Source organism: Streptomyces sp. SP18CS02, assembly GCF_036322365.1.
Taxonomy (GTDB): domain Bacteria; phylum Actinomycetota; class Actinomycetes; order Streptomycetales; family Streptomycetaceae; genus Streptomyces.
In genome coordinates this window covers 55,455-71,236 of sequence record NZ_JAQYXC010000276.1, presented here as the reverse complement: position 1 = coordinate 71,236, position 15,782 = coordinate 55,455, and the positions used below count along the sequence as shown (strand labels likewise).

Below are 15,782 nucleotides of genomic sequence, written 5' to 3'. Positions count from 1 at the left end.
ACTGGAGGCATGTGCCGCAGCATCAAGACCCTCCGACCGCCCGTTCTCCCCGAAGAGGCCACCGAGGAGGACATCCGCGCAGCCGCCCTGCAGTTCGTCCGCAAGGTCTCCGGCTTCCGGAGCCCGGCCGCCCACAACCGGGAGGTCTTCGACCGGGCCGTGGACGAGATCGCCGGGGCGACCCGGGCCCTGCTGGAAGGGATCGAGGTACGGGGCGCCGCGAGGGGAGCGGCCCCGGCGGCCGCGGACCGGCCCGCGGCAAGGACCTGAGGCCCTTCCCCGGGCGTTCCTAGGAGGCGGCGGGCGCGGCCGACGGAGCGGGCACGGGTGCCGGTCGCCGCACGACGTACGCGGCGAGCGTCCCCGCCAGGAAGAGGGCCAGGACCGATACCGCCGCCCCGATCCAGGTCGCGCCCAGCCACCGGCCGCCGAAGTAGCCCAGACCCACGCTGTACGCGGCCCAGGCCACTCCCGCCAGGGCCGACCACGGCACGAACTCCTTGGCCCTGCGGCGGGCGGCGCCCGCGCCCAGGGAGACCACGGATCGCCCGGCCGGGGCGAAGCGGGCGATGACGACGAGGACGCCGCCGCCCCGGCTCAGTGCCGTGCCGAGACGTTCCTGCGCGGCGGTCAGGCGGCGCGAGCGGGCGATGGCCCGGTCCAGCCGGTCGCCGCCGTGCCAGGCCAGGCGGTACGCGACGAGATCGCCGAGCAGTGAGGCGGTGGCGGCGCACAGCATCAGTGTCAGCAGGGAGAGGACGTTCGGCGGGACGTTCCCGGCCGCCGCGGCGGTCGCCGCCGTGATCACGAGCACACCGCTCGGCAGAACGGGCAGGAAGACGTCGAGGAGGACGGAGGCGCCCACCACGGCGTAGATCCATGGACTTCCGGCCAACGACCCCACACTGTCGAGCACCTTCGACTCCCCGGTTCGACGTACCAGCGCCGCGACGTCGCAGGGGAGCGGCAGGGGCGGCATACAGCCATACAGCGTACGCCCGGTGGGTCGGCCGTGGATCGCCGGGACGGACGATGTCGCGCAGCTCACGGAAGGACCGGCGCACGAGGGGTCCCGCGGCTCGGGGAGGCCGGGCGGCACATGCGGAAGGGCCCGGGACCGGCCCGGGCCCTTGGGCCACACCCGCGACGCGAGCGGTGCTACACGGTGACCGTTTCGTGCCGCTCCCGGCGGGCCGGGCCGCGCGAGGAGAACAGGCCGTCCAGGGCCAGGGCGCCCGGACCGGTGAAGACCAGCAGCAGCAGCGCCCAGCAGAACATGGCCGACGCCTCGCCGCCGTTCTCCAGCGGGAACAGCGACATCGGCTGGTGGACCTTGAAGTACGCGTACGCCATCGAGCCCGAGGCGATGAACGCGGCGGCCCGGGTACCCAGGCCCACCAGGACGAGCGCGCCGCCGACGAGCTGGATGACGGCCGCGTACCACCCCGGCCAGCTGCCCGTGGGGACGGTGCCGCCGCCCACCGCGCCGCCGAGGACGCCGAAGAGCGAGGCGGCGCCGTGGCAGAGGAACAGCAGTCCGACGACGATGCGGAACAGGCCGAGCGCATAGGGCTGGGCCCTGTCGAGGCGCGCCGAGAGCTGGGACATGCGGGGGGACTCCTTCGGTTGGGGACGGAACCGATGGCCCTAGGTTAGGGAGTCCTAATCAATACTTGCAAGTTCAACATTCGGTCGTTCCGGCCGGGGTGCCGCGTCGGCCGCGCGGAGGCGCACGGCGGCCCGCAGGGCGGCCCGCGCCACCGCGTCGGCGTCCGAGAGCGTCACCGAGTCGACGCCCGGCCGGGCGCCCGCGGCCGTCACCCAGTGCACCCCCTCGGTGGGCACACCGATCGCGAACCTTCTGGTGTGGGCGCGTCCCTGACGGTCTATCAGGTGATATGGCCGTCCTGTCACGTCCAGGCCGCCGGTCTCGTAGCCGTCGACCGTGTGCGGCCTGCACCCACCGGTCTCCAGGAGCCGCGCGAGCAGTGCGTCCCCGGTCCTGCGGAGGTCCGGTTCCGGCAGCCGCGCCTCGATGAGTGTGGTCGCCGTCACGGTGGAACCGGGCACAGCGGGTGATTCGGCCACGAACGCGCCGTTCTCCGTCCGTACCTCCAGCCCCGGGCCCACCACGTCCAGGACGCCCGCCTCGACCAGCGCGGCCATCTCCTCGATGCGGCGGCGCGGCGGCCCGATGGACAGGAACGCGTTCAAAGGCGTGTACCAGCGGTCCAGGTGATCGCGGCGCGAGGCGCCCGACAGGCCCGCGTGGTCCACGACGCGGCGCAACTCGTTGCGGATGTCCCGCAGGACGTCCAGCGCCGCCTTCACCGGACCGGCGACGTTCCCGAGCGCCGCCTGCGCCGCGTCCCGGCGCAGATGGGCCAGCAGCCAGGCACGGTGACCGGCCGGGGAGCCGAACGCCTCCCCCGCGTTCGGGCGGGAGACCCGCTCCCAGGACCAGCGGTCCCGGGCCGGTACCCCGTACGCGTCGAGAACCGTCTCCGGCGCCTCGGCGGCGAGGAACCGGGAACGGAACCCGGGGGCGTCCCGCAGCAGCGCCTCGTAGTAGACCGTCTCGGCCTCCCGGGCGACCAGCGGCCATATCTCGGAGAGGAAGTCGGGCGGGTCGCCCGCCTCGCTCCGCTTGCGGAACGTCTCGATGACATACGGCGTCAGCACCAGCGGCTCATGCCGCCGCGACGCGCCCTTGGCGTTGTCGCCGCGCGCCTGGTACGGCACACCGCGCCGCGAGCCGGCGTACAGCCGGGGCTCCCGCCCCGACGGGCGGTACACCAGCCGGCCCGCGCCCGCGTCGTCACCGGCACCGTCCTGCCGTACGAAGGTGCCGCCGCGGCCCGCCGTCAGGAGCGCCATGTGGTCGAAGAAGTTGAGGCCGAGACCCCGCAGCAGCACCTTCTCTCCCGGGGCGATCGACGCCAGGTCGAGGTCCGCCGGGTTGGCGGGCGGCAGATGGCACAGCCCGTGGCGCGCCGCGTACGCGCTCAGCCGGGCCTGCGACGGGGTGGGGGTCTCCGGGAGGTGGCCCTGGGCCAGGACGACCGCTCCCAGCCCGTCGAGGACGGTGCCGTCGTCGAGGACGAGCGTCTGCGCGCCCTCCCCCCGGCCCTCCTCGTCCTCCAGGCGCACCGCGCGGGCCGCGTGCACCCGTACCGTCACCTCGGGCGGCGCCTCGCGTACCGTCCGGGCGAACGCCCACTCCAGGTACCGGCCGTAGCAGGCGCGGGTCGGGTAGTCGTCGGGACCCGGTCCGCCCGGGCGGGAGGCGGCCCACTCGTACAGGCTGGGCCCCTCGCGCACCGGGCCCTCGCAGCTCACGCTCCCGTCGGTGAAGACCGTCACCTGGGACGCGACCGTGTTCATCAGCAGCTCGGCCGACTGGTCGGTGCGCCAGACCCGGCCCGCTCCCGGCGGCGAGGGGTCGACGACATGGACGGTCAGGGGAACACCCCGGGCCAGTTCCGGGACGGAGGCGCAGAGTCTCTCCAGCACCGAAGTGCCACGGGGACCTGCACCGACCAGGGCTATCGCATGACGAACTGCGGACAAAGGGGAGACTCCCTGGGCAAAGGGGGTGCGGGGAAGCTGTGCGTCCGGCACATCATGCCGGTGGGGCGACGGCAGTCGAACCCCTGGGCGGAGGATGACCCTCCGCTGTGGGCAGGATCACGGAACCGATCAAGGAGGCTTAGGGGAGGGGTCGTGGAGACGTTCACGGAACGTTCACCGAAGGGGCGTCAGAGACCTCTCGTCCACCGTCACCAGCCCTGCCCGGCCGTCCTGTTCACGTGCCTGTTCGAGCCGCAGGTCCGCCGAACGGCCCCGTAGCGCCAGCGTCATCAACTGGTTCCCGAACCACGGTCCGCCCGTCCTGTGCCAGTCGACGCCCGGCCGCCCGGCCCGCCCGTGCCGGGCCAGCGCCTGGCCGAGCCGCCGCCCCGCCCGGCTCCAGCCGAGACGGAAGCCGAGCCGCATGACCCGCGGGATCGAGTTGTGCACCGGCGAGCAGGTCAGCTGGTAGACCTCGGCCCGGGGGCCGTCCTCGGGCCACGTCGGCTCGGCGACGTACGCGTGGTGCACATCGCCCGACAGCACGCAGATGGTCGCCGGGGCGTCAGGCCCCCGGCCCGCCTCCGCGAGCAGCCGCGCCAGCCCGTCGAAGGACTCCGGGAACGCCGCCCAGTGCTCCAGGTCCGCGTGCCGCCGCAGCTGCTCGCCGATCCGCGCCCAGCGCCCGCCGCGCTCGCCCCGGCACAGCATGGCGTTCCAGCTCTCGGCGCCATGGATGAGAGGCGGCAGCAGCCAGGGCAGCGAGGTGCCGATGAGCAGGTGGTCGTAACCGTCCCGGTCGTCGCCGTCCCCGTCGGCGCCGTCGGCGCCGCCCCTGCGGGCCCCGTCCGTCGTGGGAGCCCGGCCCGCGAGCACCTGCTCGCGCAGCCAGCGCGCCTCGCCCTCGTCGAGCATCGCCCGGTCGCGTTCCTCCAGCACCCGCGCCGCCCGGGTGTCCACCATCACCAGCCGCGTCCGCCCGAAGTCGCGCCGGTAGCTCCACCGCACGCCGGCCGGGTCGGCGTCGGCCTCGGCCGCGAACCGGCGCAGGCGCTCCGTCCCGTCCGGCTCGGCGCACACCGCCGTGTACAGCGGGTCGGCCGCCAGCTCGGCGGGGGACAGGTTGCCCAGGTGCTGGTGGACCCAGTACGACATCAGGCCGCTCAGGATGCGCTCGCGCCACCATGGGGTCCCGCGCATCTCCGCGAGCCAGGCCGTGCTGGTGTTCCAGTCGTCGATGACATCGTGGTCGTCGAAGATCATGCAGCTGGGCACGGTGGACAGCAGCCAGCGCACCCCGGGATCCAGCCACGACTCGTAGTACAGCCGGGTGTACTCCTCGTAGTCCGTCACCTCCGCGCCCGGGGGCTCGCTCAAGTCCCGCCGGGCGGCCAGCCACTGGCGGGTCGCCTTCGAGGTCTCGTCGGCGTACACCTGGTCGCCCAGCAGGAGCAGCGCGTCGGGGCGGGCGGCCACGGGGTCCTCCGCGAGCCGGGTGGCGAGCCGGTCCAGCGCGTCCGGGCCCACCGGATCCTTCTCCCCGGCGGGTGGCGCCGCCCAGCGGCAGGAGCCGAAGGTCACGCGGACCTGCGAGGCCCCGGGCCGGGGGGTGCTGATCGTGCTGGCCGGGTGGGGCGAGTCGGCGAGCGGCCAGACCCGGTGGCCGTCGAGCAGCACCTCGTAGGGCGTCGTGGAGCCGGGCGTCAGCCCGGTGACCGTGACCAGCGCGTAGTGGTGACCGGCGATCGAGAAGGTCCGCGCGGCGCCGGCGGCGCCGTCCGCGCACCGCACCTCGGCCGTGCACGGCCCGTCGGTCTCCACCCAGACGGTGGCGTGGTCGCCGGCATCCCAGTCGACGTAGCGGAGGAGTGGTCCGAGTCGCAGTCCCGCCGTCATGAGTGGTCCCTCCGTCGCCCGCGCGTACACACGCCTGTGCGTCAGTACGGTACGGAAACGACGGAGGGCCTCGGGCTGTTCCGGCCACGCCGGTCGTGCGGCGGGCCGCCGGCGGCCCGGGGAGGAGTGATCAGCAGCCGTTGAGGACGGACTGCAGCGCGCTCTTCTCCGCCGAGTCCACGCTCAGCTTCCAGTGGTACTTCACGTGCACCCACATCCGGGCGTAGGTGCAGCGGTAGGCGGTGCGCGAGGGCAGCCACTCCGCCGGGTCGAGGTCGCTCTTGGCCTGGTTGACGTCGTCCGTGACCGCGATGAGCTGCGGGCGGGTCAGGTCGTTGGCGAACGCCTGGCGCTGGGACGTCGTCCAGCTGTTCGCACCGGAGCGCCAGGCCTCGGCGAGGGCCACCACGTGGTCGATGTCCAGGTCCGACGCGGCGGTCCAGGTCGCGCCGTCGTACTCGCTGTACCAACTGCCGCTGACCGCCGCACAGCTGGAGTCCTGCTGCACATTGCTGCCGTCGCGCTTGAGGACGGTTTCGCGGGTGTTGCAGCTGCCCGACTGGGTGATCCAGTGCGGGAACAGATCGCGGCTGTAGCCGCTGGAGGAACCTTCCGCCTTCACCGTCAGCGCCGCGAGGTAGGTGCGGGCGGTCGCGGCGCTGACCGGGGTCGGAGGGGCGGCCTGGGCGGCCGGGGCGGTGGCCAGGAGGCCGGTTGCGGTGAGGGCTGCGGAGGCGGCGAGGACGGCTATTCGACGCGCGTAGACACCGGACATGCGAACTCCTAGGGGTGGGGGGCCTTGACCGTTCGCCCGGGCGGGCGGCTCGGTCATCGTGGCGGCGCCGGGTTGCGGCGGGGTGGGCGCCAGGTAACAGAGTGGCGACATGAGCACGTCACATCAAGGGGTGCGCCGCTTCTTCTGACCGGCCGCCAGCCGTCTTGCCCCGCTTTAGGGTTGGAGGGTGCTGCTGCCCGTCAATGCCGCGTTCGGGGCCGTTCTCGCCGTTCTGCTCGCGCTCGCCGCCACCGTCGTGGCGCTCGCCCGCCTCCGCCCGCCCCGGGAGATCGTCACCGCCGGACTGCGTGCCACGGGCCAGCTCGCCGCCGTCTCGCTGGTGATCGGATGGGTGGTCCGCTCCCTGCCGCTGCTGTTCGTCTTCCTGCTGCTGATGTACGCGGTGGCGGTACGCACGGCGGGGCGCCGCGTCACCTCCGACCGCAGCTGGTGGTGGGCCGCCCTGCCCATCGCGACGGGAGTGGTGCCGGTCGTCGCGGCCCTGGTGCTCACCGGTCTCGTGCCCGTCAAGGGCATCGCCCTCATCCCCGTCACCGGCATCCTGATCGGCGGCGCGCTGACCGCGACCGTGCTCGGCGGGCGGCGTGCGCTGGACGAGCTGGCGTCGCGGTACGGGGAGGTCGAGGCGGGGCTCGCCCTCGGGCTGCCGGAGCGGGACGCCCGGCTGGAGGTGGCCCGCGAGGCGGCGGCGGACGCGCTCCTGCCCGGGCTCGACCAGACCAGGACGGTGGGGCTGGTCACCCTGCCGGGCGCGTTCGTCGGGATGCTGCTGGGCGGGGCGTCACCGCTGCTCGCGGGGGCGGTGCAGCTGTTCGTGCTGATCGCCCTCATGGCCGTGCAGGGAGTGGCGGTCGCGGTGGTGCTGGAGCTGGTGGCGCGCGGCAGGCTGCACCGGCCGCAGCCGTGAGGCGGGGCGGGCGGGCGCCGGTGCGGCCCCGGCCTCGACGGCGTCGGTGCGGGCCGGGCCGGGGCCGCCGTCCGATCGCGTACCCTGGACGGAGCAGAAGGGGAGTAGCTCTTCGCCGGACCGTCGACATACTGCTGGGCCTCGTGCCCGGCCGGCGCCCGGAGGCGGGTCCCGTCAGGGGCCGGCCAGCGAGACCTTCGGCAGCAGCAGAGTCCATGCACCCATGGCCCTGCCGTGCCGAAGCGACCCCTGGAACGCGTGTGCAGGTCTCTCGGTGCGGTGGAGCCCGACCGATTGAGGTACCCGTCCCGTGCTCAGTCTCACGATCATGGCGATCACCTTCGGCGTCGTCTTCCTCGCCGAGCTTCCCGACAAGACCGCCCTCGCCGGCCTCATGCTGGGCACGCGGTACCGCGCCTCCTACGTCTTCGCGGGTGTCGCCGCCGCCTTCGCGATCCATGTGGGCCTCGCCATCGCCGCGGGCAGCGTCCTGACCCTGCTGCCGCACCGGCTGGTGCAGGCCGTGGTGGGTCTGCTGTTCCTGGCGGGCGCGGCGATGCTGCTGCTCAAGAAGGACGACGAGGACGACGAGGAGATGAAGGCCCCGGCCGACCAGTCCTTCTGGAAGGTCTCCGGCGCGGGCTTCATGCTGATCCTGGTCGCGGAGTTCGGCGACCTGACCCAGATCATGACCGCGAACCTGGCCGCCCGCTACGACGACCCGCTCTCGGTGGGCCTGGGCGCGGTGCTGGCCCTGTGGGCGGTGGCCGCGCTCGGCATCCTGGGCGGGCGGACGCTGATGAAGTACGTACCGCTGCGGCTGATCACCAAGGTCGCCGCCTGCCTGATGATCGCGCTGGCGGGCTTCAGCCTCTACGAGGCGCTGGCGCCGTGAGTTCTCGCCGGTGTGTCACGGCCGCCACGGCCGTGACACACCGGCGGGGGTGCCGCTCGTGGCACCGCGCGGACCGTGGGGGCTGGGTGGGCCGTGGGGGCTGTGTGTGGGGGGGCGTGGCGCGGGCGGGCGGCGAAAGGACGCGGCCGGTCCGGGGCGCGGGGCCTCAGGCGGTGATGCGGAGCTGGACGGTGCCGTCGGCGCCCGCCCCCACCCGTACCCGGGTCAGGTCCTCGACGAGCACGTCGGGAGAGAAGGCACCCGCGCGCGGCCCGACACCGACCACCCGCATCCCGGCGGCGCGGCCCGCGAGGATCCCCGCCTCCGAGTCCTCGAACACGACGCAGTCCTCGGGGGCGAAGCCCAGCTCGGCGGCGCCCTTCAGGAATCCCTCGGGGTCCGGCTTGCTCGCGCCCACCCGCTCGGCGGTCACCCGGGTCGTGGGCATCCGCAGTCCGGCCGCGCCCATGCGGGCCTGGGCGAGCGCCTCGTCGGCCGAGGTGACCAGTGCGTGGGGAAGGGACTCGATGGCGGCCATGAAGGCCGGGGCGCCGCCGATGGGCACCACGCCGTCGAGGTCGGCGGTCTCCTCCGCGAGCATCACCCGGTTGTCGGCGTGGTTCTGCTCCATCGGCCGGTCCGGGAGGAGGACGGCCATCGTCGCGTACCCCTGGCGGCCGTGGACGACCTTCAGCGCCTCTTCCGGGTCGAGCCCGTGCCGCAGGGCCCACCGGCGCCAGCAGCGCTCCACCACGGCGTCCGAGTTGACCAGGGTGCCGTCCATGTCGAGAAGGAGGGCGCGGGTGGTCAGAAGAGCGGGGGAGGAAGCGGTGGCCGACATCGGCGATCTCCACAGGAGAGGGTGTGGGGGTACGAAGCGGCCCGCCCGCCGGTCAGGGAATACGGGCGGGGCCACTTTGTTTCTCCACGATACAAAACGAGACCCCCTTTGCGCCACCCGCCCCCTGTCCGGTCAGCGGCCGGCCGTCTCCGCCTCCAGCGATCGTCGGGTCACCGGGCCGTAGACGCCCCAGCCGTCGTCCTCGATGGCGCGGGCCCGCTGGTAGCGCCCCACCGCCTGCTCCACGTTCTTGTCGTAGCGCCCGTGCATCGGCCCGTCGTAGACGCCCGCCTGCCGCAGCCGGCCCTGCAGTTCCGTGACGTCGTCCCCTTCGTCCCCGCGGCTCAGCGTGGGGCCCTCCGGCTCAGGGTCCGGCTCACGGTCGGGCGGGCGGACACCGGGGGGTGGCGGCGACGACGGCGTCGCGGGACGCGACGCCCCGGTGGACGCGGGCCCGGAGGGCGCCGCGTCCGGCCGGGAGGCGGAAGCGGACGGCGAGGCCGATGCGGACGCGGACGCCGAGGCGGAGGCGGACGCGGAGGGCGCATCCGACGGCGAGGGCGAGCCGGACGCCGCGACCGTCGACGACGGGACGCCGGGCAGACCGCTCGGCATCAGCGGTGCGCTCGACTCCAGATCGGGCAGGGCACGCTCCGTCCCCCCGTCCCCCTCGAACAGCCCGCCCGTGAACGCCGCCAGCCCCGCCACGCCCACCACCGCCACCACGACGGCGGCGACCGCCGACGAACGCCGGGCGGGGGAGCGGCGGCGTGAACGGCCCCGCCGGGACGGCGCGCCGGCCTCAGGGAGGGCCCCGGACCCGTACCCCGGGTCGGCCCCGGCGGCGTACACGAACTCCGGCGCGGGCCCGGAGCCGTACTCCGGCACCGGCCCGGGAGCCGTCGGCGACGCCGGGCCCCCGGCCGGCGGCACGAACAGCGGCATCGTCGCCCCGGGGTCCGGGTGCCCGCCACCAGCCGGCGACTGCACCGCCCCTCCGGGGGACGCCTCCAGATTCACGTACGGGCGTATCCGCGGCGGGTCCCCCTGGCCCCAGCCGGGCGGGGGAGCGGATCCGTCCCCCGGGCCATCGGTGAATCCGTCGATGTGTCCATCGGCGCGTCCATCGGCAGAGCCGTGGCCGCAACCGCGCCCACCGCCCCTCGCGCCGCACTCAGGACAGATGTGTCCTGTCAACGTGGGTCCCCTCCCCTTCGAACTGCGAGCGATTATGCAGCCCCGCCCGGCCATCACCGATCCCGCCGACGCCCCTCGGCAGGCCATAACGGGACGGAACGCCCAGGATGGGAGATGCGTGAGGGGGTACGTGATGAGGCCCGCCGCTCATGAGGGAGAGGTACATGGCGCAGGAAGTGAGCACCCCGGCCATCAGCCCGATACCCGGTGAGGGCCACAGCCGACGCGCGGTCCTGGTCGCGATCGGTGCCCTGCTGCTCGGCATGCTGCTGGCCGCGCTCGACCAGACCATCGTCTCCACCGCCCTGCCGACCATCGTCAGCGAACTCGGCGGCATGGACCACCTGTCCTGGGTCGTCACCGCCTACATGCTGGCGGCGACCGCCGCCACCCCCCTGTGGGGCAAGCTCGGTGACCAGTACGGACGCAAGAAACTCTTCCAGGCCGCCATCGTCCTCTTCCTGATCGGCTCGGCGCTGTGCGGCGTCGCCCAGAACATGCCCCAGCTCATCGCCTTCCGCGCCGTCCAGGGCCTGGGCGGCGGCGGTCTGATGGTGCTGTCCATGGCGATCGTCGGCGACCTGGTGTCCCCACGCGAACGCGGCAGGTACCAGGGACTGTTCGGAGCCGTCTTCGGCGCCACCAGCGTGCTCGGCCCGCTGCTCGGCGGACTGTTCACCCAGCACCTGTCCTGGCGCTGGGTCTTCTACATCAACCTGCCGATCGGCGTCGTCGCCCTCTTCGTCATCGCCGCCGTCCTGCACATCCCGGCCCGCGGCACCCGCCACACCATCGACTACCTCGGCACCTTCCTCATCGCCTCCGTCGCCACCTGCCTCGTCCTGGTGGCGTCACTCGGCGGCACCACCTGGGCCTGGGGCTCCGCACAGATCATCGCCCTCGCCGTGCTCGGCGTCGTCCTGCTGGTGTGGTTCGTACGCGCGGAGAAGCGCGCCGCCGAGCCCGTACTGCCGCTCAAGCTCTTCCGGATCCGCACCTTCACCCTCGTCGCGGTCATCAGCTTCATCGTCGGCTTCGCGATGTTCGGCGCGATGACCTACCTGCCGACCTTCCTCCAGGTCGTCCAGGGCGTCACCCCGACCATGTCCGGCGTGCACATGCTGCCGATGGTGCTGGGCCTGCTGCTCACCTCCACCGCGTCCGGACAGATCGTCAGCCGCACCGGCCGCTGGAAGGTGTTCCCCCTCGCCGGCACCGGCGTGACGGCCATCGGCCTGCTCCTGCTGCACCGGCTGGAGGAGGCCACCCCCGCCTGGGAGATGAGCCTGTACTTCTTCGTCTTCGGCGCCGGACTCGGCCTGGTCATGCAGGTCCTGGTGCTGGTCGTGCAGAACGCCGTCTCCTACGAGGACCTGGGCGTCGCCACCTCCGGCGCGACCTTCTTCCGCTCCATCGGCGCCTCGTTCGGCGTCGCCGTCTTCGGCACCGTCTTCACCAACCGGCTCACCGGCAAGCTCACCGAGGCCCTCTCCGGAGCGGGCGTGCCGCCCGGAGCGGCCGACCGGATCGCCGCCGACCCGCGCGCCATCGCCGTGCTCCCGGCCGGCCTGCGCCCGGCGGCCCTGCACGCCTACGCGACGTCCATCACCGACGTCTTCCTCTACGCGTCACCCGTCGTCCTCCTCGCCTTCCTGGTCGCCTGGTTCCTCCGGGAGGACCCGTTGCGCGCCTCGGTCACCGCGCCCGAGCCCAGTCAGACGCTCGCCTCCAACCCCGTCGAGCGCTCCTCGTACGAGGAGTGCGCCCGCGCCCTGTCGGTGCTGGGCTCCCGGGAGGGCCGCAAGGCGGTCTACGAGAAGATCACGGCCCGCGCGGGCCTCGACCTGCTGCCCACCGCGAGCTGGCTGCTGCTGCGGATCAAACGCCACGGCGCGGTGGAGCCCGCGCGCCTCGCCGACACCACCCCCGTACCGATCAGGGCGATCAACCAGGCGTCCCGGCAGCTGGAGGAGCGGGGCCTGGCACGCCGGGAAGGGCTGCCGCTGCTGCTCACCGACCGTGGTGTGGACGTCGCCGCGCGCCTGGCCAGGGCGCGTGAGGACTCCCTCGCCGAGCTGCTCGGCGACTGGTGGGGCCCCGACCGGCCGACCGATCTGGTGCAGCTGGTCGAGGAGCTGACGGCGGAGCTCTCCGGCTCGGACCAGGAGCGCCCGAGGGGCCCGCTGGCGCGGCGGGACCACGCGGCGTAGGGGCGGGCGGCGGAGCGCGGCCGCCCGGACCTCAGCCCCGCAGGGCGTCCGCGTGGAGCTCCTTGCCGTACCAGATGTCCATGTACGGGCCCTCGCAGTACGCCGGGATCTCCCGGTAGCCGCTCCGGGTGTACAGCGCGCGTGCCTCGACGAGGTCCAGGCGGGTGTTGAGGACCATCCGCCGGGCGCCGAGCCCTCGGGCCGCCGACTCCAGGGCGTCCAGCAGCAGCGCGGCGCCCCCGGTGCCCCGGAAGGCGGGGCGGACGAAGACGCGGGTGAGCTCGGCGCGTTCGGCGTCCAGCATCAGGATCCCGCCGCAGGCGGCCGGGGCGCCGTCGAGCCGGCCGACCACGAACTGCCCGGTGGGCGGGGTGAGCAGATCCACCCCGTCGTCCGCCAGTCCCTCGTCGATCTCCGCCGCCGTCGCCGGCCGGCGCCAGTAGCGGCCGGCCACCTCGTCGTAGTAGTCACGGCGCAGCGCCGAGGCGTCGGGCGTGTCGTGGCGCTCGAAGTCGAGGGTCCATCGGCTTGTCATGGACCCTCTGTACCCGGACGGGGGGCCGCCGCGCCAATCCTTTGCGGCCCGGCCCTCGGCCCGGGCTCCCGCACGCCCCGCCTCGCGACACCGGAGCCGCGCGGTTCGGCGCCGCGCGGTTCGGCGCCGCGCGGTTCGGCGCCGCGCGGCTCCGGGCCGCCGTCGTCGGGTCAGGCCTTCGGGGCGGCCTGCTGGACCACCTCGAACGACCACAGCGTGGACGCCGAGGCGGCCGGCTTGGGACGCTCACCGCCCTCGCCCTGGGCCGGGCCGCCGCCCTGGGCCGGGGACCCGCCCTGGTGCGCGGCCTTCATCGGACCCTCCATCCACGCCTGGAAGGAGGCCTCGTCGCGCCAACGGGTGTAGACGAGGTACTGGTCGGTCCCCTCCACCGGACGGAGCAGTTCGAACCATTCGAAGCCGTCGGACCCCTCGACGGAGCCGGCCCGGGAGGAGAAGCGCTTCTCCAGGATCTCGCGCTGCTCGGCCGGTACGGTCAGGGCGTTGATCTTCACGATGCTCATACCGGCAGCATAGGACGCGCTCAGCCGATGACGCGGGCCAGCAGCAGACCGTCGTACCCCTTCGTGCCCACCGTCTGGAGCGCCGTGGCGTCCAGCCGGGGCTCGCGCGCGATCAGGTCGAACATCTCGCGCGTCCCGACGATGCCCTCGTCCGTACTGGTCGCGTCGGTGACCGCGCCCCCGCGCACCACGTTGTCCACGATGATGAGGCTGCCCGGCCGGGTGAGTTCCAGCGCCCACCGCACATAGTGCGGGTTGTTGCGCTTGTCCGCGTCGACGAAGACGAGGTCGAAGGGGCCGGCCCCTTCGGCGGCCAGCGCCGGCAGGGTCTCCAGGGCCGCACCCGTGCGCACCTCGGCGATCGGGTCGAGGCCGGCCCTGGCGAGGTTGGCGCGGGCGACATCGGCGTGGGCGGGGTCGTACTCCAGCGAGACCAGCCGTCCGTCCGGGGGCAGCGCCCGGGCCAGCCAGATGGTGCTGTAGCCACCGAGCGTGCCGATCTCCAGGACCGAGCGCGCCCCCTGGACGCGGGCCAGCAGGTGCAGAAGCTTGCCCTGGTTCGGGGCCACGGCGATGGCCGGCAGACCGGCCGCCTCGCTGTCCCGGAGCGCGGCCGTCAGGGCCTCGTCGCCGGGGGCCAGCAGACCGGTGACGTAGTCGTCCACGGCGTTCCACTGCTCTTGCGTCATGGTGCCGAACGTACTCCACGGCCGGGCGCGCCGGCGTGCCGATCGCCGGCTCGTGCCGCGCCCGCGCGCCGGGCCGGGTCGTGGCCGGCCGCGCGGTTCTGTGGACGCCCGGTGGTCCGTCGGCTCAGTACCAGCCGTTGGCCTGCCAGTGCGACCAGGCGCCGCACGGGCTGCCGTAACGGTCGTTCATGTAGTCCAGGCCCCACTTGATCTGGGTCTTCGGGTTGGTCTTCCAGTCGGCGCCCGCCGAGGCCATCTTCGAGCCGGGCAGGGCCTGGACCAGGCCGTACGCACCCGAGGAGGCGTTGGTGGCGCCCGCGTTCCAGTTGGACTCGTGCGACACGATCTTGTCGAAGCACTGGTACTGGCCCGTCGGGACCATCTTCTTCGCGATGTCCTGCGCCGAGGGGGCGGCGGAGGCCGGAGCGGTCGCGCCGAGCACGGCACCCGAAGCGCCCAGGAGGAGGGCGGCACCGGCGGCGACGGACTTCTGGCGGGCGGAGAAACGGCTGGCGAGCGAGCGGAACACGAAACGACCTAACGTCGGGGACATGGGCGCCGCCGGGCATGCCGAATCCACGCCAGGGGCGGGGGGAAGTGGCTGCCGAAGGCGCTGCGATGCGAGCGGCGCCCGGCGACATCACCAGAGAAGCAGGGCCGCGCAGGCGCCGCAATGCCCCTTGTTACTAGGCGACACCGGATCCGGGGACCACCGGCAGGGGGTGGGCCGGCTCGATCGGCGCAGGTCGCCGCGGAGGCCGGAGGATCCGTCGGTCTGTCCTATTCGCGGTAGTACGGGACCAACGGCCTGTGGGGCGCCTCACCCGGGGCGAGCCCTAGTCGGGCTCTGTGGAGCCTTCGAATGTGACCTGGGCCTCGAAAGCAGCCCTGCGAGTTGCCCGCCGCAATGCCTTGAGAACCGTGGAACCGATGGCGAGGGTCAGGACGACGGTCAGCACCGCCCGCCCCAGGTCCCAGCCCAGCGATGTCGCCGCGCAGTACGCCAGGAACCGCACCAGGTTCTCCGCCACCGGGTCGCCCGCGTGGAAGGAGACGCCGCTGCCCATGCCCTGGAGCGTCACCCAGCCCTGCAGGTTCATGATCGTGCCGTACGCGAACGACGCCAGCGCCCCGTAGAGCCCCAGCATCAGCAGTTCACCCCGCCCCCGCAGCCTCTCCTGCCCCGGCAGCAGTCCGGCGCCCATCGTGAACCAGCCCATCGACAGCATCTGGAACGGCATCCAGGGGCCGACCCCGCCGGTGAGCAGCGCGGAGGCGAACATGGTGACGGCGCCGAGGACGAAGCCGAACCCCGGGCCGAGCACCCGGCCGCTCAGCACCATGAGGAAGAACATCGGCTCCAGACCGGCCGTACCCGCCCCGAGCGGCCGCAGTGCGGCGCCGACCGCCGCCAGGACGCCGAGCATCGCCACCGCCTTGGCGTCCATCCCGCGGTCCGCGATGGTCGCGACGACGACCCCCACCAGCAGCGGCAGCAGCGCCGCGAAGAGCCAGGGCGCGTCCTGGGCGTGGTCGGCCAGGCCCGACCCGGCGTCCGCGAGCAGCGGCCAGCCGAAAGCGAGGACCCCGATGACGGTGATCAGCCCGAGCGCGGCCACCGAACGGGGCCCCAGACGGACCGGACGCGGCCCGGTACGCGAGAGGGGCGGTTCCGGACGTGGCGCCGGACGTGCCGGGCCGGGCGTCCGCGCGGGGGTGCGG

General features: G+C 73.7%; 16 protein-coding genes. 4 read left to right on the top strand and 12 right to left on the bottom strand.

Going from position 1 to position 15,782, the window contains the following annotated elements; genetic code table 11:
- Positions 1-9: 9 nt before the first annotated feature.
- On the top strand, positions 10-270 hold the full coding sequence (locus PUR26_RS12650) for a DUF2277 domain-containing protein (protein ID WP_329872142.1): 261 nt from the start codon (positions 10-12) through the stop codon (positions 268-270).
- Positions 271-289: 19 nt separating this feature from the next.
- On the opposite strand, the gene PUR26_RS12645 is transcribed toward PUR26_RS12650, so the two are convergent.
- The 5 genes from PUR26_RS12645 to PUR26_RS12625 all read right to left on the bottom strand — a co-directional run bounded on the left by PUR26_RS12645 (position 290) and on the right by PUR26_RS12625 (position 6,241).
- Entirely contained in the window at positions 290-916 is a 627-nt protein-coding gene (locus PUR26_RS12645) for a DedA family protein (RefSeq protein WP_329872474.1), read from the bottom strand.
- Positions 917-1,158: 242 nt separating this feature from the next.
- Complete coding sequence (locus PUR26_RS12640) at positions 1,159-1,608, bottom strand: DoxX family protein (protein ID WP_329872140.1); 450 nt, start codon at positions 1,606-1,608, stop codon at positions 1,159-1,161.
- 54 nt (positions 1,609-1,662) lie between these two features.
- The gene (locus PUR26_RS12635) at positions 1,663-3,570 is read right to left on the bottom strand and encodes an FAD/NAD(P)-binding protein (protein WP_329872138.1); all 1,908 of its coding nucleotides are present in this window, start codon (positions 3,568-3,570) and stop codon (positions 1,663-1,665) included.
- A 174-nt stretch (positions 3,571-3,744) separates the two neighbouring features.
- A complete protein-coding gene (locus tag PUR26_RS12630; RefSeq protein ID WP_329872136.1) occupies positions 3,745-5,466 on the bottom strand; it encodes an alkaline phosphatase D family protein in 1,722 nt (573 codons plus the stop codon).
- A gap of 130 nt (positions 5,467-5,596) precedes the next feature.
- Positions 5,597-6,241: an HNH endonuclease family protein gene (locus PUR26_RS12625; RefSeq protein ID WP_329872135.1), complete on the bottom strand. Its 645-nt coding sequence runs from the start codon at positions 6,239-6,241 to the stop codon at positions 5,597-5,599.
- A gap of 187 nt (positions 6,242-6,428) precedes the next feature.
- On the opposite strand from PUR26_RS12625, the gene PUR26_RS12620 reads away from it, so the two are divergent.
- Positions 6,429-7,169 carry an ABC transporter permease gene (locus PUR26_RS12620; RefSeq protein WP_329872133.1) on the top strand — a complete coding sequence of 247 codons (741 nt, stop codon included), beginning with the start codon at positions 6,429-6,431 and terminating at the stop codon, positions 7,167-7,169.
- A 310-nt stretch (positions 7,170-7,479) separates the two neighbouring features.
- Positions 7,480-8,064 (top strand): TMEM165/GDT1 family protein, encoded by a 585-nt coding sequence (locus tag PUR26_RS12615; RefSeq protein WP_329872131.1) that lies wholly within the window; start codon positions 7,480-7,482, stop codon positions 8,062-8,064.
- 166 nt (positions 8,065-8,230) lie between these two features.
- Here the strand turns inward: PUR26_RS12615 and PUR26_RS12610 are convergent, their stop codons facing one another.
- Entirely contained in the window at positions 8,231-8,905 is a 675-nt protein-coding gene (locus PUR26_RS12610) for an HAD-IA family hydrolase (RefSeq protein WP_329872129.1), read from the bottom strand.
- Positions 8,906-9,037: 132 nt separating this feature from the next.
- Positions 9,038-9,895 (bottom strand): peptidoglycan-binding domain-containing protein, encoded by an 858-nt coding sequence (locus PUR26_RS12605; protein WP_329872127.1) that lies wholly within the window; start codon positions 9,893-9,895, stop codon positions 9,038-9,040.
- 371 nt (positions 9,896-10,266) lie between these two features.
- Between PUR26_RS12605 and PUR26_RS12600 the strand changes: the two genes are divergently transcribed.
- On the top strand, positions 10,267-12,312 hold the full coding sequence (locus tag PUR26_RS12600) for an MDR family MFS transporter (RefSeq protein WP_329872125.1): 2,046 nt from the start codon (positions 10,267-10,269) through the stop codon (positions 12,310-12,312).
- Between the two features lie 31 nt (positions 12,313-12,343).
- Here the strand turns inward: PUR26_RS12600 and PUR26_RS12595 are convergent, their stop codons facing one another.
- The 5 genes from PUR26_RS12595 to PUR26_RS12575 all read right to left on the bottom strand — a co-directional run bounded on the left by PUR26_RS12595 (position 12,344) and on the right by PUR26_RS12575 (position 15,679).
- On the bottom strand, positions 12,344-12,847 hold the full coding sequence (locus PUR26_RS12595) for a GNAT family N-acetyltransferase (RefSeq protein WP_329872123.1): 504 nt from the start codon (positions 12,845-12,847) through the stop codon (positions 12,344-12,346).
- A 170-nt stretch (positions 12,848-13,017) separates the two neighbouring features.
- Positions 13,018-13,371, bottom strand: a complete 354-nt coding sequence (locus PUR26_RS12590; RefSeq protein ID WP_329872122.1) for an antibiotic biosynthesis monooxygenase family protein — start codon at positions 13,369-13,371, stop codon at positions 13,018-13,020.
- A gap of 20 nt (positions 13,372-13,391) precedes the next feature.
- On the bottom strand, positions 13,392-14,060 hold the full coding sequence (locus tag PUR26_RS12585; protein ID WP_329872120.1) for an O-methyltransferase: 669 nt from the start codon (positions 14,058-14,060) through the stop codon (positions 13,392-13,394).
- Positions 14,061-14,184: 124 nt separating this feature from the next.
- Positions 14,185-14,589: a transglycosylase SLT domain-containing protein gene (locus tag PUR26_RS12580; RefSeq protein ID WP_329872118.1), complete on the bottom strand. Its 405-nt coding sequence runs from the start codon at positions 14,587-14,589 to the stop codon at positions 14,185-14,187.
- Between the two features lie 307 nt (positions 14,590-14,896).
- On the bottom strand, positions 14,897-15,679 hold the full coding sequence (locus PUR26_RS12575) for an ECF transporter S component (protein ID WP_443077056.1): 783 nt from the start codon (positions 15,677-15,679) through the stop codon (positions 14,897-14,899).
- Positions 15,680-15,782 lie beyond the last annotated feature (103 nt).

Coding starts and splice junctions, on each gene's coding strand:
- PUR26_RS12650 (WP_329872142.1), top strand. CDS start 10: ATGTGCCGCAGCATCAAGACCCTCCGACCGCCCGTTCTCCCCGAAGAG.
- PUR26_RS12640 (WP_329872140.1), bottom strand. CDS start 1,608: ATGTCCCAGCTCTCGGCGCGCCTCGACAGGGCCCAGCCCTATGCGCTC.
- PUR26_RS12630 (WP_329872136.1), bottom strand. CDS start 5,466: ATGACGGCGGGACTGCGACTCGGACCACTCCTCCGCTACGTCGACTGG.
- PUR26_RS12625 (WP_329872135.1), bottom strand. CDS start 6,241: ATGTCCGGTGTCTACGCGCGTCGAATAGCCGTCCTCGCCGCCTCCGCA.
- PUR26_RS12610 (WP_329872129.1), bottom strand. CDS start 8,905: ATGTCGGCCACCGCTTCCTCCCCCGCTCTTCTGACCACCCGCGCCCTC.
- PUR26_RS12600 (WP_329872125.1), top strand. CDS start 10,267: ATGGCGCAGGAAGTGAGCACCCCGGCCATCAGCCCGATACCCGGTGAG.
- PUR26_RS12595 (WP_329872123.1), bottom strand. CDS start 12,847: ATGACAAGCCGATGGACCCTCGACTTCGAGCGCCACGACACGCCCGAC.
- PUR26_RS12590 (WP_329872122.1), bottom strand. CDS start 13,371: ATGAGCATCGTGAAGATCAACGCCCTGACCGTACCGGCCGAGCAGCGC.
- PUR26_RS12585 (WP_329872120.1), bottom strand. CDS start 14,060: ATGACGCAAGAGCAGTGGAACGCCGTGGACGACTACGTCACCGGTCTG.